This window comes from Lutispora sp. QWL-02 (assembly GCF_058315355.1).
Map to the genome: position 1 here is coordinate 4,202,615 of NZ_CM177762.1, position 26,272 is coordinate 4,228,886.

Below are 26,272 nucleotides of genomic sequence, written 5' to 3' on the forward strand. Positions count from 1 at the left end.
GTATTTTAATTCACAACGATGACAAATCCGTCCAGCTTTATCTCTTCTCCCGGCTTAATGCTTAAACTGAAGGTAAAATTATTTGCATCCTTCGGTATCTTAAACTCCATGGTCACCTGCCTCCACTTATACTGGAGATCAAAATTCCTGAAAGGATAGCTTACCTTGCCCACTCTCACATTTACAGTCATGTTCTCTTCAGCCGTAATCTTTCTGGCCCAGAATTTGATGCTCACCGTTTTGCCCCTCAAATCCTTATCTCTCAGCAAGGTGCTCAAATTGGCCCTGATTCCTGCATCCTTATTCAGGGTATTGATAAGGCGCAGAGAGCTTCCTGAATCCCTGTAATCCACCGTCATAATCTCACTGTAGATATTGTCCTTGGTCCACATAACATTGAACCTGTCATAATAGCCCCTGGTAGTAAGCTTGAAATTCTTATCAAAAAGCTGCTCATATGCTGCATTTTCATAAATCTTGCTGTACTGCTCATTGGGCTTTAAGGTCTCAATTCCTTTATCCTCTTTAAACCCTTTTTGCGTAACCTGTATAAAGGTCTTCCTTTCCTTTTCCTCACTACCCTTGGATTTTATAGTCAACGTGATCTTATAATTATTGTTTTCGAAGACGCCCATGGTAAAACTGTCCCTGCTGCTTCTGTAAAGCACAGTGTCACCGCTTTCTACCCTCCAGGAGAGACTGTTGATCAAATGATAAGGATCATTGATTTCCCTGTCGTATTTTATGCTGAGCTTCTTCCCTTCGCCGCTGTCGTAGACCGCAACTTTAAATTCAGTACCGAGGACCTCCATATCCGCCTCTTCTATCATCAGCACTTCTCCATAGTTTCTCAGCTTCAGAGACACTGTAACCTCCTTGGCAATTTTCTCCCTCTCCTTCAGATCGGGCATCAAATTGGCCATCCTATTGTGAACCCTCACCGGGTCTACCAAGGTTATGTTCTCTTCGCCCTTCACTACAGACATAAAGCTTCCCACTGCTGATCTATACTCCCCAAGGGCCTCGTATATTCTGCCCAGGTTGTAAAAGTACTCTACCGCCGGCAAAAGCTCCACTGCCTTTTTCTGATATTGCAGTGCGGAAATGTAATCCTTTGCATAGAAGGCGCTCACTGCCGCATTGTTGTATGCCACCGCGCTGTTAGGTTCATAGTTTATCGAAGATGAGAAGCTGTCCTGAGCTAAACTGTAATCATCCAGCAGATATTGGCACATGCCTCTCATGAAAAACGCATAGGCCTTCTGATTCTGATTCAATGAGTAAGTCTCCTGAATCCTGAGACTATATTCATCTATAGCCTCCCGGTACTTCTTCTGGCCGTACAGCTTGTCTGCATTTACTAAAGCAACTATGGAGCGGCTCTCTTCCCACGGATTAATATCAGAGGCTTCATTATTCTTACGATCTGAATTCATACCGGTAAACTTAGTGTAAATATTGGTGGTAGATATGAGAAAGATCAATATCAATGTAAATATTACAGCCTTCTCAAAGCTCCATTTTAACAAAAACTCACCTCCATACTATTCTCCCAATTATATTCTATATCACCGGAAACAAACATTCAATTGCTGAGCAGCAGCCCTGTTTTAAGTTTATATTACAAATTCGCCGCAGATAAAATATTCATAAAAATATTGAAACATTTCCCTGAACCAATCGTATATAAATATGAGACTAAAAATGCTGAATCACACAGCCAAAGGAGAATCGTGCAATGAAAAAAAGAAAGAAACTGGTAATAATCATAGCTGTTATTCTGATAATAGCTGTCTTTTTTGCATCCAGAGCAGCTTTATCCGCAAAAAATAACGTCAAAATCGTAAATACCGCTGATGCAGCTAAAAAGAGCCTGGTGCAATCCATATCTATAGCCGGAAACATAAAAGCCAATGAATCGGAGGAAATTATGCTGCCATCAACGCAAAAGGTGCAGGAAGTATTGGTAAAGGAAGGACAGGAAGTGAAAAAGGACCAGCTTCTGGTGAAGCTTGACGCCAGCGACCTGAACAGCCAGTTAAAAAAAGGCAGGATAACACTGGATCTGGCAAAAAGGGAGCTCGAAAAGCTTAGAGACGATGATAACAGCACTGTAAAGAAAACCATGGAAAATTCGGTAAAGCAAGCTGAGCTTAATCTGCAAAGCACAGAATCAAAATATGAAGATGCCAAAAGGAAGCATGAGCAAAACATAAAGCTTTATGAGGCAGGCTTCATCTCCAAAAATGAATTTGAAAGCTCAAAATCCGCTTTGGATGATCTTCAGACCACTATGATGAATATGGAATTGGCATTGGATAACGCTCAAAATTCCCTGAAGGATTTTGACGATAAAATATATCAGCAGGAAAAGCAAATAGAAATGTCCAATGCAGATCTGGAAAGCCTCCAAAATAAGATAACAGACAGCAATGTCAAATCAAATATAAGCGGTACCATAGTAAAAATGGATGCTAAAAATAATCAATATCCTACGGCAGGAAGCAGCATTCTCATATATGACCAATCCCAGTACAAAGTAGAGCTAAAGGTAAGTCAATATGATGCTGTAAGCCTAAAGGAAGGCCAGAGAGCAACCATAAAAATAAAAGGCCTGGACAAAATATACGAAGGCCAGGTGACTAAAATCGGTAAGTCCGCTATTGTAGAAATGTCAGGAACCAACAAGGAAACGAAGGTTTTGGCTGAAATAACCCTGAGCGATGCGGATGAGCAGATCAAAGCCGGATATGAAGCCGATGCAGAAATAGTGCTGCAGGATAAGCAAAATAGTATTGCAGTCAACTTTGAAGCAGTGCAAACCGATGCTGAAGGCAAGAAGTATATATTTGTTCTGGAAAACAATATAGCCAAAAAACGAGTCATAGAAACAGGCCTTGAAACAGACTTTGAAATAGAAATAACTACCGGTCTCAAAGAAGGTGAAAAGTACATTACCAATCCGCCTGCAGGACTCCAGGATGGAGAGACAGTGAAGACAATCGGAGGGATGTAGCTTGATAATTCAAATAGAAAACCTTAAGAAAGTATATGATACGGGCTCTATCCAGGTAGAAGCCCTGAAATCCGTAAATCTGAATGTAAATAAAAATGAGTATGTAGCCATTATGGGTGCCTCGGGTTCAGGCAAATCCACTCTGATGAACATCATAGGATGCCTCGACAGGATGACAAGCGGCAAATACATATTGGACGGAGAAGATGTATCCACGCTGAACGATACCCAACTGGCAGAAATAAGAAATAAGAAAATAGGCTTTGTCTTTCAGGCCTTTAACCTGCTGCCGCGCCTTACCGCCCTGGGAAATGTGGAGCTGCCCATGGTCTATGCGGGGATGCCTGGTTCCCAGAGGCTGCAAAAAGCCAAGGAAGCATTGGAAAGAGTCGGCCTGGGCGAAAGAGTCCACCATAAGCCTAATGAGCTCTCCGGCGGTCAAAAGCAGAGAGTAGCAATAGCGAGGGCACTTGTAAACAGCCCAGCCATCCTTTTGGCCGATGAGCCTACAGGAAATCTGGATACCAAATCCAGCATAGAAATCATGGATATATTTGAGAGCCTCAATGAAGAAGGCGTGACCATAGTAATGGTAACTCACGAAGCCGATATAGCAGCTCACACTAAAAGGAATGTTGTCTTCAGAGATGGAGAAATAATATCGGATAAGCCGGTGGAAAACCGCATAACGAGGGAGACGAGGATATGAATATTATAGAAAGCTTCAAATCTGCCCTCTACAGCGTGAAATCCAATAAAATGCGCACCTTTCTCACCATGCTGGGAATAATCATCGGCATATCCTCGGTGATCACCATAGTATCCATAGGGCAGGGCGGCAAGAATGCCATAATAGGGCAATTTGAGGACATAGGCAAAAGCACCATAAATGTAAGGGTCAACAGCAGAGCAGAAGAAGTCAGGGACAGCGACTATTTCACCATGGATGATATAGAAATGCTGAAATCCAAACTGCCGGAAATTACAGGCATAATCCCCTCCTACGGGTTTTATGATAAAGTAAAGGCAGGCAAAAAAAGCAAAGACATTAGCATTGAGACCACTACAGAAGATTACTTCAAAATAGCCAGGACAAAGATCCTGCACGGACGCCCTCTGACTACCGGAGATATACAGAGCGGCAGACAGGTCATACTCATCGATGAAAAAGCGGCTCTAGAGCTTTTTGGAAGGACTGATGCAGTAGGAGAAAAAGTATCGACAAAATTTAAAGATACAAGCTTAAGCTTAACCGTAATAGGAGTGTTGAAATCGGATGAAGGTGAAGTGGCGGGCATGTTCGGAGGCTATACGCCCTCTATAGGCGTAATGCCCATAACCGTACTTGATAGGATATTCGACTACAATTTGTCATATATGACTGCAAAAGTCGACAACTCTGCAGACTTAAGCGAAACAGCCAAAAAAATAGTAAAGCTTCTGGAGAATTCCCATAGAAGCAAGGATGTATACTACGCAGAGGAAGGCTTCAAGGAGCTTGATATGATAAACAATGTATTAGGAACCTTCACTGCCGTAATAGGAGCCATCGCAGGCATATCCCTTCTGGTCGGCGGAATAGGAGTCATGAATATAATGCTGGTTTCCGTCACCGAGAGGACCAGGGAGATAGGCATAAGAAAAGCCTTGGGGGCAAAGAGAAAGGATATACTTCTCCAATTTCTTACAGAGTCCTTGATACTTTGCCTCATTGGCGGTACAATAGGATTGGGGCTGGGTGTAGGATTGGGAACTTTAGTAGGTCCCCTGATAAAGGTTAAGGCTTCCGTATCACCTATGATACTTGTAACAGCCGTCGCCTTCTCCTCAGCGGTAGGTATATTCTTTGGATTGTACCCGGCAAACAAAGCCGCTAAGCTTGACCCCATAGAAGCATTGAGATACGAATAAGGGAGGGAAATTTATGAAAAAAATTATATGCGGCATATTATGTGCAGCCCTTATATTTGCCAATACAACCGTTTATGCAGGCATACCAAAATTCCGCTACAGCTTTGAGGAAGCGGCAAAAATGGCAATAGAAAATGCACCGGAATATAGACTTCAGGATAATGCTATAGACGGATACAGCGATGCTTATGATGCGCTGGAAAAAGTCACTCCGAGTGAAATCAGATATACAGGCAACTTCAAAACCTTTGTGAGTAGACAGGTGGATCCTCAGATTAAGCTTGAGGACACATATTCTAATTATCAATCAGCTTTCTTGAAAAAAGAAAACATAAAAAGAGATATAATATTGAATCTCAGACGCACCGTCATCGGCGTACAAAAAGCAGAGATGGCCTATTCCGAAACAGATATAGGAAAGAGAAACAAGCAAAATGAGCTGGAGCTTCTTGAAATCAGATATGAGAACGGCCTCATAAGCAAAAATGACTACAATGACAGCAAGCGCAAAATCAAGGATGAGCTTAAAGCCTTTGATGATGGAGAAAAAGCAGTGGATCTGGCGTACCGTCAGCTCAATACCCTCCTGGGCAGAGAGGATGAAAAGGATATCGAAGTCAAGCTGGATGATACTGTAATACCTCTGAATAAGCTGGACCTTGCGCAGATAAAAAAGGACATGATAAAAAAGGACCAGACCTTAAACAGCCTGTCAGAACAAAAAAGGCTGGCCGATTACAAATATGGCTTGATGAAAGAGCGCTATGACAAGTATGATCTGGACAAATTCACCGATACGATGAGAAGTGACATGGAGGAGCTCTACGATAAGGCAAAGAATGACTATGAGAACACGGATAAGCTGTATCAAAACACTATAGACCGCTTCGAAAAAAGCTTCAATGATATGATTGAGGATATCGAGGATCTCTATGAGGACATAGAAGATGCGAAAGAAAAGATAGCGGAAGAAAAAGAAAACCGCTCATTATATGATCTCAAATATGAATCAGGAAGAATGTCCAAGCTTGAATACGACGCTCTGGGAGATAAGATCACTCTTTTGGCACATGAGCTTAAAAAGCTGGAGCTGGACCTGAACATGAAATATGCGGAGCTTCTCATATACAGCGATTTGAAGAAAGTTGTAAAAGAATAGTTTATTTTTGAGCCATCGGGAATTAACCGTCCCCGATGGCTCTATCTATTTTTTGCGCTTTTTACTCTGATTTTTGGGAAGCGTTACTTTAAATACACTCCCCTTTATCTTTCCATTGGAAACGCTGATGCTCCCTCCATGCTCTCTTGCTATCCATTGAGCTATGGACAGTCCCAAGCCGGAACCTCCGCTCTCCCTCGATCTCGCCTTGTCCACCCTATAAAACCTTTCGAATATCTTGGCCTTCTCTTCTTCTTTGACACCTTCTCCTGTATCGCTCACCAATATTTCTGCATAGCTGCTGTGGTTATTGAGCTCTATCTCCACCAGTCCGTTAGCGGCAGAATACTTGATCGCATTATCGACAAGTATCACAATCAACTGCTTTATATGGCTTTCATCACCTACTATGCTTTTATGCTCATGAAGCTGCATATCGATCTCGATATCCTTCTTGGCTGCAATAGGCTCCAGAGGCGATACCGCTTCTGCTATAGCCCTGCCCAGGTTGAAAGGCACCATGATCATGTCCTCCTGCTTGGAATCGGCCCTTGCAAGAAGCAGCAGATCATCGACCAGCTTTGACATCCTCTTGTTTTCAAACAATATATTATTCAGCCATTTCCTCTGGCTTTCTACGCTTTCTTCAGAGTTATCCAGTACTACCTCCAGATTTGTCTGTATTGAGGAAAGAGGCGTCCTGAGCTCATGAGAAGCATCGGCCACAAAGCTCTTCTGCTTCTCCCAGGCTTCCTTTATCGGTATCAATGCTTTATCCGCCAGAAACAAGCTGCCGAAAAAGGCAAGTCCCATGCTCCCCAGTCCTATTATTATAAAAATTGTTGCGAGCCGGGTCAAAAATTCTCTCTCTCTTTGAATATTGAGATATACTATGGTCAGGCTTTTCTTATCCGGAGAAAAAGACTTCAGAAATCTATAAGCTTCATTGTTTATCTTTATATCTCCCTCATCCTTGCCCTGCTTTTCTGTTTTTCCCAGCAATATCTCCAATTCGCCGTCATCCACAGGAATGTTTTGAGACTTTACTGTGATATTCCCTGCCCGATCCTTCCTTACGTAAAAGCTGCCTTGAATATGCTTTCTGGGAGGACCTTCGGGGGCCCTCTCCGCTATTCTGCTCTGCATCGCAATCAGCCTCATGGTCCTCTCCGTCTCCGCCACCGTGCCTCTTGCCATGAGGATATATATGCCTGAAAACACAAATGTGAGTATTAAGCCCAGCACAATTATATTTATCAGGGTCAGCTTGATCCTGAGACTCCTAAACATGCTCCCCCTCCTTAATGCAATAGCCTATGCCCCTTACGGTCTCTATAGTGAAGCCGCAATGCTCAGGCGGAAGCTTCTTGCGGAGATTATGGATATATATCTCGACAATGTTTATCTCCACTTCAGAATCGAAGCCCCATACTCTATTTATTATCTGCTCTCTTGTTATGACCTGCTTTCTGTTCCTGAGCAAAAGCTCCAACAGCTGGGTTTCCTTAAGAGTCAGCCTTATGGTCTCTTTTCCTGCCTTTACCTCCTTGTGCAAAGGCCTTAAAACTGCCTTTCCCGCCCTGATGCTCTCCCCTTCAATAATATCACTCTGCCTCCTGGACAAGGCTCTTATCCTGGCCAGCAACTCCTCAGTGGAAAAGGGCTTGAGCAAATAATCATCTGCTCCTGCATCCAATCCTTCCACTCTATCCTTTATAGAATCCTTAGCCGTCAATATGAGAACGGGAGTTTTTATCCCCTTCATCCGCAAGTCTTTGATAATGCTTACCCCTTCTTTATAGGGCAGCATTCTGTCAACTATGAGCAGATCATAGGAATCGGTATCCGCCATTTCCTGGCCGCTTATGCCGTCATAAGCCGCATCCACCATGTATCCCTTCTTCTTCAGCATGAAAACTAAGGCGTCAGACAACGCAATTTCATCCTCTATCAATAACAATCTCATGAAATCACCTCTTTCTTTATTTTAAATCAAGAAGCTTAATAATACATTAAAAAATAAACCTTTTTAAATCAACTAAAAGATATGGATTTTAAGGAAATTTTAAGGTTGTGCCGTTAGAATGTAAACAACAGAATCTATCGTTAGGGAGGTAAAACAATTGAGCACACCAAATACTGCAACTATTATAAAAACCAGAAGGAAAAGAATATTGAATTCAAAAGCCATATTTATATTCCTTTTATTAGCTATAGGGGCATTGATAAGCTTTTACTACGTCAAATCAAAAGCTTCAACCAAGGCTGAAATCGTACAGCAGACCGCTGTCGCAAGGCGCGGCGATCTTAAGGTATCCATAAGCGGCTCCGGCACGCTGGCATCCTCCAGCACCCTCACCGCTCTGTCAAATGTGGAGGGCACCATAAGCCAGATATACTTCAAGGATGGGGACACTGTAGAAGCCGGCAGCCTCATCATGGAGCTGGACAGCGGAGAGGCCCGGCTCAATGTAAAGAAGCTGGAAAACAGCATAGCCCAGGCCCGTCTTTCCAGAGACCAGATATTGAAATCCCTGGACAGCAGCCAGGTGATCGCTCCCATATCGGGTCAGATAACAGATATAAAGTTCAAAGAAGGCGACAATACAGGCAAAGACAGCTCTTTGCTCACAATAACCGACAAAAGCAGGCTGAAGCTGCTGCTTCCCTTTAACAACGCCTATAAAAGCACGCTCCAGCCTGGCCAGAAGGCTGCCATATATGCCTTTGACAGCTCCTTAAGCGAGATGAACAAGCTTGAAGGAACCATATCCTTCATAAGCTCCACCGCAGAAGACACGGAAGAAGCCCAGCCATATAATGTGGAGTTCACCATAGAGAACCCGGGATATCTGGATGATACCATGATAGCCAGCGCAGAAACCACTGCTTCCGGTCAAACGTTAAAAAGCATAGGAAGCGCCAAGCTCTCATATATGGACAGCATCGCAGTAAAAACTGAAACAGGAGGCCTCATCGAAAGCCTCGATGCAGCCTTGGGCCAATATGTAAAAAAAGGAGATATACTGGCAAATATCACAAATGATGATCTCTTCATAGAATTGGAAACAAAGAATCTTAATATAGAAGACATGGAAAGCCAGCTTGAATACGCAACCGCCAAGCTGTACCAATACAAAATTTACTCCACAATAAGCGGCATACTGTCAATAAGCGATGTTAAAAAGGGAGATGGAGTTAAATCAGGCCAGACAGTTTTCAAGGTATCAAATTATGATCTGATGGAGTTCCAGATACCCGTCGATGAGCTGGATATTGCAAAGATACAGACAAATCAAGCCGTAAATGTCACCGTAGATGCACTGCCTGAAACCTCTGCCAAGCCTTTAAAGGGAATAGTGGCCAAAATCGCTCAGGAAGGAACCCCCAGCAATGGCGTGACCACCTATCCGGTGACTGTTCAGCTGACAGAAAGCAACAGCAGCCTGAAGGTAGGCATGAATGCCAATGGAGAAATAATAGTCAATGAAAAAACAAATGCGCTGTATGTACCTATTGAAGCTGTGCAGAAAAGAGGGAACACCAATGTAGTCTTTGTGAAGAGCGATGAAGCAGGGACTAAGGAAGAGGCTCAGCCGGGCGCTCAAAGCAATAGACAGAACCGGACAAACCAGCAAGCTTCTGCTGGACAACAAGCTTCTGATAACAGCTCACAAACAAGAACCGGAAACAGGCTCCAATCTGGCGGCTACTATGCAGGAGCAGTCCCAAAAACTGTAGAGGTGGGCATAAACAATGATGAATACATAGAAATCATAAGCGGCTTGAAGGAAGGAGATATAGTGATACTTCCGCGGGTAAGCTCCGGTTCGGGCTCTGCAAACTCTCAAAACAGGTACAACAGAACCGGCGGCGGTATGCCGGGAGGAATGACCGGAGGAATGCCTGTAACTATAACCAGGGAGCAAGGAAGGTAATTGGAGGTAATTTAGGTATGATACAGATATATGATATGTGCAAGGCCTATCAGATAAATCAAATAAGTATACAAGCGCTTAAAAATATAAACCTGTGCATAAAGCAAAATGAATTTGTGGCTATAGTGGGTCCTTCAGGCTCAGGCAAATCCACCCTCATGAACATGATGGGCTGCCTGGATGTCCCTACCTCCGGCACTTATATCCTGGATAACGAGGAAGTCAGCAATCTCAATGATGATGAACTGGCTGATATAAGGAATAAAAAAATAGGCTTTATTTTTCAGAGCTTCAACCTGATACAAAAGCTCACCGCTCTGGAAAATGTTGAGCTCCCCCTTATATATCTGGGCATAGGCGGCAAAGAAAGGCTCAGGAAAGCCAGGACTGCTTTGGAAAATGTAGGCTTAGGAGACAGGCTGGACCACAAGCCCTATGAGCTTTCCGGCGGACAGCAGCAAAGAGTGGCTGTAGCCCGGGCCCTTATTAATGATCCTCCCATCATCTTTGCCGATGAACCTACCGGAAATCTGGATACAAAATCCGGTGTAGAAATAATGAATTTGCTGAAAGAACTGCACAAAAAGGGCAATACTATAATACTCATCACCCATGATAATGATATTGCCCTCCAGGCCGACAGGATCATCAGAATCCATGACGGCGAAATAGTAGAAGACAGGCAGGTGGTTTAAATGGGATTTATTCAGGCATACAAAATGGCCATCAAGAGCATTAAATCCAACAAGGGCAGATCTTTCCTCACCATGCTTGGAGTCATCATCGGAGTTGCATCCGTTATCTCCGCAGTTGCCTTTGCTCAGGGCAGCACTAAAAATATCACCGACTCCATACAGAAATTGGGCACCAACCTCATTCAAATAAATATTACAGGGAGAAACAGCAACAGGAATATGTCCTATGAAGATCTGAAGCAATTTGCAGAAGAAAACTCAGATATTATTGGGGCTGTGGCTCCCCAAACCAGCAGCAGTGCAAAGGTCAAATACGACACCAAGAACATGGACACCACCGTCATAGGCACCTCGCCTGAATATGAAAGCATAAGAAATGTCCATGTGACCCAGGGCAGATTTATCCTGGATTTTGATGTGGACTACAGGCAAAATGTTGCTTTAATCGGAACTGCAATAATAAATGAAATATTCGAGGGCAAGAACCCCATAGGAGAGAAGATAAAAATAAAAGGCCAGATATTCAAGGTTGTCGGAGTATTGGAGGAAAGGGCAAGCGGTGCAACCCGCTCCGACGACGATCAGATAATAATTCCTGTAACCTCATCCAGGCTGGTGGCCGGCACCTCCGCCATCAGAAATTTCTCTGTGGAGGCAGCAAACGCCGATAAGGTCAAAACAGCCATGGAAAGCCTGGAGGCTTTCCTATTGAAGATCTATAAAAACCAAAATACCTACAGGGTATTCGACCAATCCCAGATGCTGGATACCTTAAACCAGGTAACAGGGTCCATGATGGTTGTCCTGGGCGGCATAGCCGCCATATCTCTCATCGTGGGAGGCATCGGCATCATGAATATAATGCTGGTATCCGTCACAGAGAGGACAAAGGAAATAGGCATCAGGAAGGCTATAGGAGCCAAGAGAAAAAACATACTCACCCAATTCATGATAGAGTCCGCTGTTGTAACGGGCATAGGCGGCATATTGGGGCTCCTCCTGGGCTTTTCCATCATCAGATTCGTCATAGGAGGCCTAAACATAGTTCCGGCCGTATACTCCATCCCCTGGGCACTTATAGCCTTTGGAATATCTCTGCTGGTGGGGATAATTTTCGGCCTGTTCCCGGCTTATAAAGCAGCCAGCCTCAACCCCATAGAGGCACTACGCTCAGAGTAGCGAGGATTCCTTATGCCTCAGAACTCAGAACTCAGGATTCAGAGCTCAGAGCTCAGAGCTCAGGGTGCATGTATTCCTCTGGGGTTTAAGATCCTTCTGTCGTGCCTACCTCAGGATGACATTAACAGTGCTTTTATAAAAGTAAAACCTTCAGTGTCTTTCAGTGGTTTCCGTCCACCATGACCCGTAAGGAATACCCAAAGCCAGAGGCCAGAAGCTAGTGGCCAGAGGCTAGTGGCCAGTGGCCAGAAGCTAGAAGCTAGAAACTGACTAAAGGAGTGATAGAATGAAATATAGAATACTTCCGCTTATACTTATATCTACTTTGCTGCTGGGCACGGCAGCCAATGCAGAGCCTAAATTCCGCTACAGCTTTGATGAAGCCTTTGATATGGCTCTCAAAAACTCCGCAGAATATAAATCCAAGGACAATGCCATAAGCAAGGCCTATGACAATTATGAGAAACAGGAGAAAGCTGCTCCTGCAGAAGTAAAATTCAATGTAGGAAATTTTAAAAAATTCATAACGGATCAGGTCGATCCTTATGTCAAGGTAGAAGATGCCTATTCAAGCTATCAGCAGACCATACTGGACAGGGAAAACGCAAAGCTCAACCTTGCGCTGAACCTGAGATCAGCCGTAATAGCTGTAGAAAATGCCGAAATGGCTATGGAAGAGGCAAATGCCAATAAAAAAGTCTGGGAAGAAGAGCTGAAGCTCCTGGACCTCAGGCTGGATAAAAACCTCATATCCAAAACGGAACACAAAAATAAGAAAGCAGATCTGGAAAACAAGATAAAAGGACTGGACAATGCTCAGAAAACCCTGGACGAAGCCTATTATAATCTAAATTCTCTCCTCGGCCGTGAGAATGAGAAGGACATAGCCATAACCCTCAATGATACTGTAGTCCTGCTGGAAAAGCTGGATCTGGAGCAGATAAAGAAGGATATGATAAAGAAGGATACCGGCTTAAATCAGAAAAGTAATCAGAGATATTCGGAAAAAGTATATTTTGACCTGGTAGAAGAAAGATATCTGAAATATGACCTGGACAAATTCACAGACTCCATGAGATATGATATGACCGAAATGTATGAAGAGGCTAAGGAAGACTTTGAAGCTGCCGAATCAGATTATGAAAAGGCTCTTGCTTCCTTCGGCAAGGACTTCGACAAGATGATAGAGAGCATAAAGGATAATCTTGAAGAGATCAGCAGCATTGAGAAAGAAATATTGGAAGAACAGCGAAGCATAGAATTGTATAGAATAAAATATGAAGCCAGGATGATTTCTAAAAATGAATATGATAGTAAGCTTAGTAATCTATCTGTCCTCCGTAACAAACAAAAATCCTCCCTGCTTGAGCTCAATCAAAAATATGCCAAGCTGCTTTCCTGCAGCGATTTGAAGAAAGTTGCAAAAGAATAGTTTTATTTTGAGCCATCGAGAACCGTCTCAGTGGCTCATTTGGAGAAAGTGGTCAAGCAATGACTTGAACTAGGGGCCTACCTTATGTTAACATTATATACAAATCAGAAGGAAAGGGTCGTGATGTTAGGGTTGAACCAAAAAATAAGTCTGTACGGATTTAATAATCTGACAAAAACTTTGAGCTTTAACATTTATGATATCTGTTATGCTAAAACTGAAAGGGACAAAAATGACTATATTACCTATATCGACGAGCAATACAACTCGGAGCGCTTGACAAATATCCTTTGCGAAGTGACCAAAATAATAGGGGCCAATATACTCAATATTTCCAAGCAGGATTATGATCCTCAGGGGGCAAGTGTTGCAATCCTCATTACAGAAGACGGAATGCCCTGTAATTCCATCGATCCTTCCTGCAACAAAGGTGATCTGTCGCACTTGAGAGATTGTGTTGTGGCGCATTTAGATAAAAGTCATGTTACGGTTCATTCCTACCCGGAAAGCCATCCGGACAATGATGTTTCTACATTCAGAGTAGATATTGATGTTTCAACCTGCGGTGAAATATCGCCATTAAATGCCTTAAATTTTCTCATAAGCAGCTTTGACTCAGATATAATAACCATTGATTACAGGGTCAGGGGTTTTACCAGGGATGTAAATGGGCATAAATACTTCATGGATCATGGGATGAGTTCAATACAAAATTATATAAACAATGAGACTCTGAAAAAATACGACGCAATAGATGTAAACGTGTATAATTCCAATATATTTCACACCAAGATGATGATAAAGGAAATCGATTTAAACAACTATCTGTTTAATACAGACCCTTATGATTTGAACCCTGAGGAAAGACGCAGCATAAGAAATAAGCTCTCCAAAGAAATGATAGAAATATATCACGGCCTTAACATCTATGACCGTATGGAAGAATAATCAGTTGAGGAGGTTTGAAATGGAACTCTGGTTTACAGAAGAGCACACGGATAATGTGCGTTTTACAATGAAAGTAGATAAGCATATATTCAGCGAACAAAGCCCTTTTCAAAGAATAGATTTCCTGGACACCTATGAATTCGGACGAGTTTTTGCTTTAGACGGCATAATCATGCTTACCCAGAGGGACGAATTTATCTATCACGATATGATAGTACATGTGCCTATGGCTGCCAATCCCGATATCAAAAAGGTTCTGGTCATCGGCGGCGGTGATGGGGGCTCTGTAAGGGAGCTGACCAGATACAGCGCTGTTGAAAGCATTGAAATGGTTGAAATAGACCAAAGAGTCGTTGAGTGCTGCAGGGATTTCCTGCCGCAGACGTCATCAAAGCTGGATGATCCAAGAGTGAAGCTTTTTTATGAAGACGGCATAAAGTTTATCAGCACCAAGCATAAGGAATATGATCTGATAATCGTTGATTCTACAGACCCCATAGGACCGGGAGAAGGCCTCTTCACAGAAGCATTCTACAAAAACTGCTTTGAAGCCTTGAAGGATGACGGCATACTGGTGAATCAGCATGAAAGCCCTTATTATGAAAACACCGCAAGCTTGATGAAGAGAACTCATAAAAGAATAAAGCAGTTTTTCCCCATAGCCAAGGTATACCAGATTCATATACCCACCTATGCATCAGGGCATTGGCTCTTTGGATTTGCATCAAAGAAATATGATCCTGTGAAGGATCTGGATGACAAGGCATGGAACAGCTTGGGGCTGGAGACTGAGTATTATAACACGGAGCTCCACAAAGCCTCCTTCGCTCTGCCAAATTATGTTATAAAAATGCTGGAAGAAGCTTGAACGAGACTTCATTCAGAGGGGGATTCAACCCCCACTGAATGTTAGTTTAGTGATAAAAATAAAAAACCCGGAATTTCCGGGTTTTTTAATTAATTCATATCTGTGTTCATATTCACTTCTGTATTCGTATTCATGCTCTTATTCATAATATCCGTTATGTCTATGGAATTGCTCTCATTTACCACTGGCATATCTATCTGCATAGGAGCATTTATATTATAAACCTTTGTGCTGAAGCTCATATCCAGCTTCAGTATGCCTTTGCTCGCCGGCTCCTCTTCTCCCATGGCTTTCCCTATGGCTTTAATATTAACTTCCAAGGGAATGCTTCCGGCTTCATGAGCAATATATCCATCGCTATTGATGCCGTATTCCAGTACGATACCCTTATCTCCTATAATCTTTACGTCTTTGAAAGTATCCATAAAGCTGTTAAACTTTTCCTTTAAACTCGGCAGCTCTTTTTTTAATTCATCCGATTCCAGGTTGACTTTTTCTTGATTTAACTGCGGCTCTTGCTTTGCATTTGTATCTACAATTTTTGATACTAAATCCATATACTGTTCTATAAACTCTATAGTATCTTTGCTATCAATTGCATAATTTACTGTATATCTTACAAGATTTTTGAAAGCTGCGTCATCTAATTTCACTTCGTAAATAGATAATTCTTTTCCATCAACAGTTCTTTTTTCCTTATATTTTGCTACCTCAAATCCAGGATTGAATTTTTCCTGAGAATCTTTGATGAACTTGGCAATTTGAGACTGCATTTCCTTAGAGAATTTAAAAACCTCATTAACATTGATCTGTTCTTGAGTTTCACCCATTATCTTATAAAAATCATATACTAAATATTCTTTAGTATTATCTTCCGGATACATAGAATTCATAATAAGCGGCGGCATCTTGATGATTTCTATTAATTTAGGTTTATCGCCGGACATATCTGTATCAACCCATACTTTCATGTCCATGGTCATACCTGAAAAGCTTAAATTGGTATCTACTGCACCTCTGGCGGAAGTCTTTTCTTCATTTTGTACCATTTTTTGGTGCATATTAATTTCCAGAGGATTCATCATACTGGTTACTTGTTGTAGACTCTTCTGTTCTTCTTCAGAGAAGCCTTCTCCCGTCATAGTAATGCTAAAAGAAATATCGCTCTCCATAGAAGTAATATCCTGCATTTTGTTAACAGCGTTGTAAATAGGAGGAGGCTCTCAGAGCTTCAGCCTGAACCTTCTAGAGTGCTTCTACCGTCACATTGCCGGTTGCAGGTATATTCACCTTAAACAGCTTTTCAGCCACGGCTTTCCCTTTTGAAATTTTAACCTTGAAGGTAATGACTGCGTCATATTTACCCCTTGTAATTTTTATATCTCCGGTGCCCTTCATTATTTCCAGAGATGCCGCCTTTTCTTCTTTCTTTCCTCCAGGCCTGGCAAATCTTCCATAAACCACGGTGTCTGCCTCTGCAAATCTATAACTTGCTCCGTTTGCATGGGACTTAAGTGCTAAGATCCTCGGCTCTTTATGATGGGCTGCATATATGGGGCTGAATGACAGCTTATCCCCTGTCAGCCAAGCCCTGGCATCTTCCACATCAGGCATATCTTTTACATTTGATATTTCATCTCTGACTTCTCTAATAGCCTCAACTGCCTTCTCGATTTTATTTCTTACAGCCCCAGCTCTCGCCTCCAGCGCCGCCTTAACGGCCCCTGCCGCCAGCCGGTCCTCTTCCTCATCCAGGTCCGGCACCTTCACAGGAGCCAGATCAGTGCCCATGAAATAGAATTCGTCCCCTCTGATGTCTTCGCTTGTATTGCCCACCAGGTCCTTGGCCTGGGAATCTATGATGAGGATGTATTCATAACTGCTTTCCAAAGGCTGGCCCAAAGATAATATAACCCTGTTCCGGTCGATCTTTTTCAGTGAATTGCTTATAGTCCTGTATCTGGCATAATCATCCGTATTCTTGATCGTATATCTGCCTTCATAGCCTATGGCTTCGCTGTACTCGATCTCTACCGTCATCCTGTCTGCGGCAGAAACAGTTAATATATAAGGCTTATCTTCGTCCTTGTATTCGCCGTAGAGCATGGTATAGCCGCTGTGGGTGTTCTCTGCTTTGATGCCGTGTTTATCAGTCAATATCTTGCTTATGTCAACCTTATAATCCTTGCTGTCATCTATAGATCTGGGCGAGGTTATGGTAAAGGCAACAAGCTTGCCGTCTTCTCCATCCGCCTTTACTTCAAAGGAAGCTGATGGGCTGCCTATGGTATTTACGTCTTTATTGATTACCGTCACCTCCTTTGACATTTCCATCTCGAAGGCCTTGCCGTCCCTCTGGGTGATATATAGTATCTCGGGAGCTTCCGGCTCTTCATCGCTTCCGTATATTTCAGTGTCGAAATAGGGCAGGCTTTCCCTGTCAAATTTGTTTTTATTGACCGTCCTGTCCTCTATTCCCCGGAAAGAGTCTTTATACTCTATCTTATAGACATCATACCCGGATATGGTCTTGCCCCCTTCTATATTAGAAAATTCAATGGTCCTATCATCATCTCCCATAGCCTTGGCATAAAGGGTTATGGTTTTGCTGCCCGACTTCAGAACCAAAGCTATTCTATTATTGCCGCTTGCCGTGTATCTCACCGGCTTATCGAAGGATGCAGCCACCACATATTTATTCACCGAATATACATACTCGAGCCTGGGTCCCTGAAAGTCGTTTTCTCCTGCCATAGCCCTGAATTCAAAGCTGAGCTTCAGCCTGTTCCCCGTCAGATCCTTCACACCGTCAATAGCGATCTTATATATCTTGCCTTCTGTCATAGACGCTGTTTCCAATGTGACCTTTTCATCCTTATAGACTGCTTCTATAGGAGCGCCTATGGAATTATTTATTTCATAATTGGATATATCCTCTGCACTTTCTTCATCCAGGGGCTTTGTAAAGTATATCTCCAGCTTGCTTCCCCCAACAACCTTGTAATCCTTGACCGTAGCCGCTGCAAAGTCATCCCTGGCAACATTTACAGTCCCGCTGTTGTTCCTCTCCAATGTGTTGCCGAATTCATCGGCTATATTATAAGCCGTCACGGTATATGAGCTGCTGATGGTAAGGTCTTCTACCCTCAGCATGACCTTGAATTTGCCGTCAGCATAGGAAACCTTCTCCACATCTTCCACATAGATGCTTTCCTTGTACCTGTCATTTTTGGTCACCTCATAGCTGCCCGGATCCAGGACCGCAGCCTCATCGATCCTGCTGCTGTCGGTGAATGCTGCTTGTATATGGCTTCTGGACAGCACCTTCAAATCGGCTTTGGAAAGCTGAGGAGGTGTTGTATCTATCCTCATGCCATAGAAGGTTTTCTTGGCAGGCCTCTTCATAATATTTGCCGCTTTTGTCTTATCCACTATATTTTCTACGGTGAGTTCATATTTGGAGCCGGACTTCTGAGATTCCGCAGTCAGCTCCACAGTATCCTCATCATCGCCGGTCAGCCTTGCTTCCAGGATTTCAAGCTCTCCGCTGCTGCTTTTTATCAGGTAATTCATTAGATCCTCTGCTGAAGCTCTCGTTACTGCCTCAGAAAACTTTACTACAACCCGCTGGTTTGTCTCTGCCTTTGCATCCTTCAAGGATGGCGGAGTGGTATCCAATCTGGTGTAAAAAGACTTGCTATCGGATTTCAGCGCCACACCGTCTATTGATTTTATATCTCTGACCTTGACTGTATACTGTTTTCTCCCTGCCAAGCCATAAGTGGTCAAGGTGGCCTTTTTACCCTCCAGCTCTGCTCTATCTATCTCTACGCCTGATATCGAATAATTTGAAATATCCGCCGCTGTTGCAAGATCCAGCTCCTTGTCAAATTCAACTATCACCGTCTCAACATCTTCGCTTTTGACGCTCTTTATCCTGGGAGAGCCGGATACCTTTGCGACTCCGGTAAATTTTATTTTCTCATCGCCTATTTTCAATGTGTAAAGCTTTCCCGATGATTGGGCCGAGGTCACAAGCCTTACTCTATCCTCCCCTGCTAAAGCGGCAGACTTGACTGTCAATCCTTCTATAGAGTAATTATCAAGGTTTTCTCCCTCATATCGCTCTATTTCCTCTTTGAATACCACTTCTACCACAGTATTTCCCACAGCCCTTACGCTCTTTACCTCCGCATCCGTCATATCGTTGATGAGGCCCGCGGCCGAAGCTCTTGCTCTCCTTATCTTCCCTGCGTCTATGAGCACATTGATATATATCCTGCCTCCCTTGGTGCCGGTCTTCAATGCTGCTACAGTAGCCTTAGCCAGAAGATCAACGGTGAATATACCTGCCTTAGCCGGCTTCAAGCCTATGGATGCGGCAAATTTGAAGGTATCGCTCCAGGGGAAATCACCTGACGCCCCTGCCCCATCCTGTTTATATCCTAAAGTTTCCAACAAAACCTTGTAGTAGGACTGTTCGCTTATATTACTGTAGGGACCGAACCGCCCCCTCTCATCTCCGATGAACCCCAAGTTCGGATTGGCCTTCAAATAAGCCATTATATTCTTTCCTTCCGCCCATTTTACTTCATCACTATCCGCAAAATTAGCGTAGCCTTCGTAATCAACAGCATCATCATACAGCCCTCTCAGCTTTAATATGGATATTGCCGCCGTAAGCCTTGTCATCTCTTTTTGTGTGTACTCCCTGGTTACCCCATTTCCGTCCCCTACCAACATGCCAATATCCACAAGGGCGTTTACTTCAGCACTCACTGATGCTGCAGCATAGCTGTCCATATAACCCGCTGCAGAAAAGGCTATGGTAAAGGCTAATAAGAAAGCAAGCAACTTTCTCATAAAAATCCTCCTTATCTTCTTCTATGATTTTCCACCTAATTTATACTATGTGGAGCAAAGCATAAAAAACGCTAAGAAGGATATTTGTAATAATAATGTAAAATTGACAGGAATAAAGCCGTCGGGCCAGCTTTACGCGTCTCCGACGGCCTGTTTCTATCTGCATTGACTTATAAATTCTTCAAAAAGCTTCATGAATATGGGATGTTTTGGTGCCAGGGCTTCCGGATGCCATTGAACTCCTACGACAAAGGCTTTCTCCGCGGATTCCGTGGCCTCGATTATGCCGTCATAGGAAAAGGCCGCAGCTTTCAAGCCTTTGCCGAGCTCCTTTACCGATTGATGATGAAAGGAATTTATGGCAATTGTATCATTTTCAAATATGTTATAAAGCTTGCTATCCTTTTCTATCTTTACCATATGATAAACCTGATCGCTGGGACCGCATTCAGGACTATGCCCCAAAGAGTCCTTGACCTGTGCATTGATATCCTGATAGAGGCTGCCGCCTAAAGCGACATTGATCATCTGAGATCCTCTGCATATGCCCAGAATAGGCATGTCCAGATCATAGGCCTCTTTAAACAGGAACATCTCACAGGCATCTCTCTCACAGGATATGGAGCCGATTTCTTTTATGGGATTTTCACCGAAATATAAAGGCGACACATCCTCTCCGCCTGTAAATATTATGCCGTCTATGGCATCTATATACTTGAGCAGGCATTCTTTATCCTCCGTTATGGGAATCAATACAGGAATTCCCCCCGCCCGGATTATTGCATCGATATACGTACAGCACAAAGAACTGTACCTGGATGTCCCCTTTGATTCAATAAATGTGGTCAATCCGATCATTGGCCTCAATTTTAAATAACCCCCTTATCATACCGCATAATATTTCCACTCCTACCCAGATTCTATCATATAAAAACAAAAAAGCAAATATATGCGAAAGGCGTTTATGTGCGAGAAAATGAGCCATCGGGAACCGTACCTGGCAGGTTATTCGACACAATGAAATATATTTCAACAATTTTCGCTAAATTATTTGGAAATTTGCATTTTTTACCTTCAAAGTTTAAAATCGTAATGATAAAATAAGATGTGTGCAAAATTTGTCTATTTTTGTCACATAATGAATGGAGGTGTATTAAATGAAAAGCTTAAAAGCAAAAATTGTGGTTATTCTCGGTTTACTTCTCTTAGTGGTATGTTTAGGTCTTGGATTGGCATCATATTCTTCTTCATCAAAAGCCCTAATTGAAAAGGTGAACGAGACTCTGCCGCAGCTGGCTACTCAGGCTGCCGGAATAGTGGAAAACAAAATTGACGGGCTCTTGACCTCTCTGGAAATAATAGCATCCAATGATATAATTATGGATCAAAGCATTTCTTGGGAAGAAAAAAAAGCAGTCCTGGACAGAGAAGCCACAAGGAATGAGTATCTTAGAATAGGCATCGCAGGTATAGACGGCAAAATATACTATAATGACGGTTCTACCTTGGGGATCAGCAATACAGATTACTTTAAAAAGGCAATCGGCGGCAGCAGAGTGGTAACTTCACCTATTGTAAGCGCCGATGGAAAATCTGTTGAGCTCTTCTATGCTGTGCCTATAAAGAAAGCTTCTACTATTTTAGGCGTTATGGTGGCCGTAGCAGACGGGAACAGTTTGAGTGGAATAACTAAATCGATAACCTTTGGGAAGTCCGGTGCAGCCTTCATGATTGATGAGCTGGATTATAATATTGCTCATCAGGACGAATCCTTGGTTTTAAACCGCAATAATACCTTCGAAAATCTCAAATCCGACCCTGCTTTGGGACCCCTGGCAGAGCTGCACAAGCGCATGATAGCAGGTGAGACCGGCGCAGGAGAATATGAATTCAGAGGGGAGATAAAGTATCTGGGCTTCGCACCCGTTGAAGGAACCGGATGGTCTCTTGCAGTAGCCGCCCCTAAACCAGAAGTGCTGGCCGGCCTGGACGACCTGAAAAGAAATACACTTGCAACTTCTTTACTCTTTCTAATAGTAGCAATTGCCACAGGATATATAGTTGCAGGAAGCATAAGCAAACCAATAAAAGCAGCAGCCCAGCATCTTGAAATACTTTCTACCGGCGATTTAACACCTGTCATAGCTGAAAAGTATGCTAAATCTAAAGATGAAACAGGGATACTCATAAGATCCCTAAAAATAATGCAACATAATCTGCGAAGCATCGTAGAAAATGTAAAACTAGAATCAGCCAATGCAAATATGGCTGTTGACGAAGCAGGCATATACATTCAACAGCTTAATGCAGATATTGAAGATATATCCGCCACCACGGAGGAGTTATCAGCAAGTATGGAAGAAACCTCTGCTTCTTCAGAAGAGATGAGTGCTTCCTCAGTAGAAATAGAAAGGGCTGTTGACAATATTGCTTCTAAATCTCAGGAGGGAGCCCTTACAGCTAATGATATAAGCAATCGTACAGGCCAAATGAGAAACAGCTTTTTAGCATCCCACGAAAATGCTATTAAAAAATTCAATGAGGCGAAAAACAAGCTTGAAGCAGCTTTAACCGAATCTAAAGCCGTAGAAAAAATAAATTCTTTGACTGATGCCATACTTCAAATTACATCCCAAACGAACCTGCTTGCTCTAAACGCAGCAATAGAAGCCGCAAGAGCAGGAGAAGCGGGGAAGGGCTTTGCAGTTGTAGCAGACGAGATAAGAAAGCTCGCCGAGGACTCGAAAAGCACTGCAACGGAAATACAAAACATAACCCATGCGGTAGTATCCTCCGTTGATAATCTGGCTTCAAGCTCCAACGAGCTCTTGAGCTTTATGGCCCACGACGTAGAAAAAGATTATAAAGCTATGCTGAAGGCTACAGAGGATTATAATATTGATGTAAAAAATATAGATGATATGATAACGGATTTCAGCTCTACAGCAGAAGAGCTCATGGCTTCAATACATAATATGGCGCAGGCCATAGGCGAAGTAACCTCTGCTACCAACCAGGGAGCTGTTGGAATAGAAAATATAGCGGAAAAATCCGCAGCCATTGCTGAAAAGTCACAAGATGTAATGAAAGGTGCCCTTAAGGCAAAAAACAGCTCAGATAGACTGGCCAATATAGTCTCAGGGCTTAAGATTTAACTAAACCGCCTCCTTGCCAAGATGCAGGGGGACGTTTTGGCAAATAACCAACTAAACGTCTCCCTGCCAAATAATCGTCACCGGTGCCCCGTTATTTCCATTTTTTAAATTCTTCTTCCGTAGACAGCACATAGTGCTCTCCTGAGACACAGTGCAATGTCCCCTTTGCATAATCTATGCCGCTTGCGGCATAATCATAGTGCATAGAAACACTATTTCTCACCGCTATTGGATTAGGTTCCGGTATCGCAGACAGCAACGACTTTGTATATGGATGAATAGGGTTATTAAAAATCTCATTTTTAGTTCCGGTCTCAACCAAATGCCCTAAATGCAACACTCCTATTCTATCGGAAATATACTTAACCATAGAAAGGTCATGGGCAATAAACAAATATGTTATTTTAGTCTCCTCTTGAATTTCTTTCATAAGATTCACAACTTGGGCTTGTATGGACACATCCAATGCACTTATTGCTTCATCTGCAATAATGAGACTTGGATTCATGATAAGCGCGCGAGCAATGCCTATTCTTTGCCTTTGGCCACCGGAAAATTGATGCGGATAGCGTTTGGCATGCTCTCCCGAAAGTCCAACTTTTTCTAAAATTTTATACACCTTTTCTTCTCTATCTCTTTCATTAGTATAAAGCTTATAATTATCTAATCCTTGTGCAATAATATCCATTACCTTTTTTCTTGGATTCAAAGAAGCCATAGGATCCTGAAAAATCATCTGCATTTTTGTTCTCAAATGATTAGTAGTTTCTTTGCTAAGATTTCCGCTGATTAATACATCATCAAATACAACCTCTCCGGATGTTGGCTTATAAAGCCTAATAATAGATCTTCCTATTGTTGATTTTCCGCTTCCGCTTTCGCCGACTAATCCATAGGTTTCTCCGGGATATATTTTGAAGCTGACCTCATCTACCGCCTTTACGGTAAATTTTTTATTTATTTTAAAATGCTGCTTTAAGTTTCTAACATCCAATATAGGCTTTTCGTTCATCTTTTCCAACCCCCTGCAACATTTTATCTATTCTTCTACGCAAATCTTTTGGCATTTCAATTTTTGGTGCATTTTCATGGGCCAGCCATGTGGCAACCCTGTGTTTACCACCCACATTAAACATAGGCGGATTTAACCTAAAATCAATATTTAGAGCATATTCATTTCTAAGTGCAAAAGCATCCCCCTCAAAACCATTTATCAAATTAATCGGACTGCCGGGTATAGAATAAAGCTTGCCATCCAGGGTACTGATATCAGGAATAGAAGATAAGAGTCCCCAGGTGTAAGGATGCCGCGGATCATAAAAAATTTCTTCTACCGCTCCTTTTTCAACAATCCTTCCTGCATACATAACTGCTACATAATCAGCAACCTTGGCTACAACGCCTAAATCATGAGTAATATATATTACCGAGACACCTTTTTGCCTCTGAATATCTTTAATTAATTCCAATATTTTGGCTTGTACTGTTACATCAAGTGCAGTTGTAGGCTCATCGCATATAAGAATATCAGGTTCGCAAGAAAGAGCAATAGCTATAACAACACGCTGACGCATTCCCCCTGACAGTTGATTTGGATACTGCTTCATACGCTTTGCCGGATTATCAATGCCAACCAAACGAAGAAATTCTTCTGCTTTTGCCTTAGCCTCAGCCTTCGAAGTCTTGTAATGATGCTGCATACCCTCCATAATCTGATTTCCAATTGTCATTGTAGGATTCAAGGATGTCATAGGATCTTGAAAAACCATGGCAACTCTTTTACCGCTTATTTCTTTTCTTATTTCTTTAGGCGTCATTTTTACAATATCATATTCCTTTTCATTACCATGGGCATCTTTATATGTATAAATAATACTACCATTGTTGATGGTTCCATTATTGCTGAGTATCCCCATTACGGCTTTAACGGTAACACTTTTGCCGCTTCCGCTTTCTCCTACTATTGCAACGGTTTCACCCTTAAACAGATCCAACTTTATGCCCCTTATTGCTTTTAATATACCCGAAGAAGTTGTAAATGATATTTCTAAGTCTCTTATGGATAATATACTCCTTCTTTTTTCTTCAATCATTTTCCATCACCTACATTTCTTTCATTTTTGGATCAAATGCATCCCTTAAACCATCGGCCATTATGTTAAAGCTTAACATTAAAATTGCCAAAACAGTGGTCGGAATCGCAACCATATATGGAAACACCAAAAAAGATTTAAAGCCGTCGTTAATAAGCACTCCAAGAGAAGCCATGGGTGCTTGCAGCCCAAGGCCTATAAATGCTAAAAAAGACTCTGTAAATATGGCATCCGGTATGGAAAACATAGACATGATAATAACTTGTCCTAATATATTAGGTAAAATTTCATTTAAGATTATATTGGCACTACTGGTTCCTAAGGTTTCAGATGCTAAAATAAATTCTTGCTCCTTTAATTTGAGCACTTGTGCCCTTACCACCCGGCTCATACCAATCCAACCCTTAATTAATAGCGCCACAGTAATTGACAAAATACCTGGCTTGAGAACTAAAACCAATAAAGTCACAATAATCATGTTTGGTATACCACTTAAAATTTCAATAAACCGCTGCATGACCAAATCAACTTTGCCTCCAAAAAAACCGGAAATAAGTCCAAAGCTCATTCCAATTATCATATCAATAAGCATTGCAAGCCCGGCAATATAAAGAGATACCCGCGTGCCTACCCAAGTTCTTGTCCATAAATCTCTCCCGAGAGTATCGGTGCCAAACAAATAATAGCTTCCATCTGCACCTGCTTTTTCATACACATCTACGCCTTCTATGATGCCATCGCAAATTCCAAGCTTTTCTAAAATAGGTATTTTGGGCGGCAAGGAAGCATGCTCGATAATCATAGATTTATAAGTATGTTCATTAACATAAGGTGCAAATATCGCCATGAATATAATGATAGCAATGCAGACAAGGCTGATAACCGCACCTTTATTTTTCATAAATCTTGTAAATACATCTTTTGCAAAAGATTCCTTTGAAATATCATAGGTATCATTAGTACCTTTACGTTTATTAGCAAAAGCAAAATCATCTTCTTTAAAAATAAGCGACAT

Annotated in this window: 20 protein-coding genes; 11 read left to right on the forward strand and 9 right to left on the reverse strand. The window is 42.3% G+C overall.

Annotated features, from left to right (window positions below; all coding sequences use genetic code 11):
- Nucleotides 1–5: 5 nt before the first annotated feature.
- The gene (locus AC4HCY_RS19935) at nt 6–1,529 is read right to left on the reverse strand and encodes a tetratricopeptide repeat protein (RefSeq protein WP_491094981.1); all 1,524 of its coding nucleotides are present in this window, start codon (nt 1,527–1,529) and stop codon (nt 6–8) included.
- A gap of 209 nt (nt 1,530–1,738) precedes the next feature.
- On the opposite strand from AC4HCY_RS19935, the gene AC4HCY_RS19940 reads away from it, so the two are divergent.
- Genes AC4HCY_RS19940 through AC4HCY_RS19955 form a run of 4 tightly spaced genes read left to right on the forward strand, consistent with a single transcriptional unit; the run spans nt 1,739 to nt 6,086 of the window.
- Nucleotides 1,739–3,016: an efflux RND transporter periplasmic adaptor subunit gene (locus tag AC4HCY_RS19940; protein ID WP_323433254.1), complete on the forward strand. Its 1,278-nt coding sequence runs from the start codon at nt 1,739–1,741 to the stop codon at nt 3,014–3,016.
- 1 nt (nt 3,017) lies between these two features.
- Nucleotides 3,018–3,725, forward strand: coding sequence for an ABC transporter ATP-binding protein (locus tag AC4HCY_RS19945; RefSeq protein ID WP_323433255.1), 708 nt, complete (start codon nt 3,018–3,020; stop codon nt 3,723–3,725).
- Nucleotides 3,722–4,927, forward strand: a complete 1,206-nt coding sequence (locus AC4HCY_RS19950; RefSeq protein ID WP_323433256.1) for an ABC transporter permease — start codon at nt 3,722–3,724, stop codon at nt 4,925–4,927. The genes AC4HCY_RS19945 and AC4HCY_RS19950 overlap by 4 nt, the downstream gene beginning before the upstream one ends.
- A 13-nt stretch (nt 4,928–4,940) precedes the next feature.
- On the forward strand, nt 4,941–6,086 hold the full coding sequence (locus AC4HCY_RS19955) for a TolC family protein (RefSeq protein WP_491094982.1): 1,146 nt from the start codon (nt 4,941–4,943) through the stop codon (nt 6,084–6,086).
- Between the two features lie 45 nt (nt 6,087–6,131).
- Here AC4HCY_RS19955 and AC4HCY_RS19960 read toward each other — a convergent pair whose 3' ends face one another.
- On the reverse strand, nt 6,132–7,376 hold the full coding sequence (locus AC4HCY_RS19960; RefSeq protein ID WP_491094983.1) for a sensor histidine kinase: 1,245 nt from the start codon (nt 7,374–7,376) through the stop codon (nt 6,132–6,134).
- Complete coding sequence (locus tag AC4HCY_RS19965; protein ID WP_491094984.1) at nt 7,369–8,052, reverse strand: response regulator transcription factor; 684 nt, start codon at nt 8,050–8,052, stop codon at nt 7,369–7,371. The genes AC4HCY_RS19960 and AC4HCY_RS19965 overlap by 8 nt, the downstream gene beginning before the upstream one ends.
- Nucleotides 8,053–8,209: 157 nt before the next feature.
- Here AC4HCY_RS19965 and AC4HCY_RS19970 point away from each other — a divergent pair, with 157 nt between their 5' ends.
- The 6 genes from AC4HCY_RS19970 (at nt 8,210) to speE (ending at nt 15,146) form a co-directional block, all read left to right on the forward strand.
- Nucleotides 8,210–10,024 carry a hypothetical protein gene (locus tag AC4HCY_RS19970; protein WP_491094985.1) on the forward strand — a complete coding sequence of 605 codons (1,815 nt, stop codon included), beginning with the start codon at nt 8,210–8,212 and terminating at the stop codon, nt 10,022–10,024.
- A gap of 17 nt (nt 10,025–10,041) precedes the next feature.
- Entirely contained in the window at nt 10,042–10,719 is a 678-nt protein-coding gene (locus AC4HCY_RS19975; RefSeq protein ID WP_323433261.1) for an ABC transporter ATP-binding protein, read from the forward strand.
- Nucleotides 10,720–11,898: an ABC transporter permease gene (locus tag AC4HCY_RS19980; RefSeq protein ID WP_491094986.1), complete on the forward strand. Its 1,179-nt coding sequence runs from the start codon at nt 10,720–10,722 to the stop codon at nt 11,896–11,898.
- 286 nt (nt 11,899–12,184) lie between these two features.
- Nucleotides 12,185–13,330 (forward strand): TolC family protein, encoded by a 1,146-nt coding sequence (locus tag AC4HCY_RS19985; protein ID WP_491094987.1) that lies wholly within the window; start codon nt 12,185–12,187, stop codon nt 13,328–13,330.
- A gap of 120 nt (nt 13,331–13,450) precedes the next feature.
- A complete protein-coding gene (gene speD, locus AC4HCY_RS19990) occupies nt 13,451–14,278 on the forward strand; it encodes an adenosylmethionine decarboxylase (RefSeq protein WP_323433310.1) in 828 nt (275 codons plus the stop codon).
- A gap of 19 nt (nt 14,279–14,297) precedes the next feature.
- Nucleotides 14,298–15,146, forward strand: coding sequence for a polyamine aminopropyltransferase (gene speE / locus AC4HCY_RS19995; RefSeq protein ID WP_323433264.1), 849 nt, complete (start codon nt 14,298–14,300; stop codon nt 15,144–15,146).
- Nucleotides 15,147–15,235: 89 nt separating this feature from the next.
- Here the strand turns inward: speE and AC4HCY_RS20000 are convergent, their stop codons facing one another.
- The 3 genes from AC4HCY_RS20000 to AC4HCY_RS20010 form a co-directional block, all read right to left on the reverse strand.
- Nucleotides 15,236–16,318 (reverse strand): hypothetical protein, encoded by a 1,083-nt coding sequence (locus AC4HCY_RS20000; RefSeq protein WP_491094988.1) that lies wholly within the window; start codon nt 16,316–16,318, stop codon nt 15,236–15,238.
- Between the two features lie 73 nt (nt 16,319–16,391).
- Nucleotides 16,392–20,009 carry an Ig-like domain-containing domain gene (locus tag AC4HCY_RS20005; protein ID WP_491094989.1) on the reverse strand — a complete coding sequence of 1,206 codons (3,618 nt, stop codon included), beginning with the start codon at nt 20,007–20,009 and terminating at the stop codon, nt 16,392–16,394.
- 156 nt (nt 20,010–20,165) lie between these two features.
- A complete protein-coding gene (locus AC4HCY_RS20010) occupies nt 20,166–20,867 on the reverse strand; it encodes a gamma-glutamyl-gamma-aminobutyrate hydrolase family protein (protein WP_323433311.1) in 702 nt (233 codons plus the stop codon).
- Nucleotides 20,868–21,166: 299 nt separating this feature from the next.
- Here AC4HCY_RS20010 and AC4HCY_RS20015 point away from each other — a divergent pair, with 299 nt between their 5' ends.
- Entirely contained in the window at nt 21,167–23,164 is a 1,998-nt protein-coding gene (locus tag AC4HCY_RS20015; protein WP_323433267.1) for a methyl-accepting chemotaxis protein, read from the forward strand.
- Between the two features lie 91 nt (nt 23,165–23,255).
- Here AC4HCY_RS20015 and AC4HCY_RS20020 read toward each other — a convergent pair whose 3' ends face one another.
- From AC4HCY_RS20020 to opp3C, 3 genes are read right to left on the reverse strand one after another with little or no spacing between them, the layout of a single operon-like run.
- Nucleotides 23,256–24,176 (reverse strand): ABC transporter ATP-binding protein, encoded by a 921-nt coding sequence (locus tag AC4HCY_RS20020; protein WP_491094990.1) that lies wholly within the window; start codon nt 24,174–24,176, stop codon nt 23,256–23,258.
- Nucleotides 24,148–25,257 carry an ABC transporter ATP-binding protein gene (locus AC4HCY_RS20025; RefSeq protein ID WP_323433269.1) on the reverse strand — a complete coding sequence of 370 codons (1,110 nt, stop codon included), beginning with the start codon at nt 25,255–25,257 and terminating at the stop codon, nt 24,148–24,150. Before AC4HCY_RS20025 ends, AC4HCY_RS20020 begins: the two co-directional genes overlap by 29 nt.
- A 10-nt stretch (nt 25,258–25,267) precedes the next feature.
- Nucleotides 25,268–26,272: an oligopeptide ABC transporter permease gene (gene opp3C / locus AC4HCY_RS20030; protein ID WP_323433270.1), complete on the reverse strand. Its 1,005-nt coding sequence runs from the start codon at nt 26,270–26,272 to the stop codon at nt 25,268–25,270.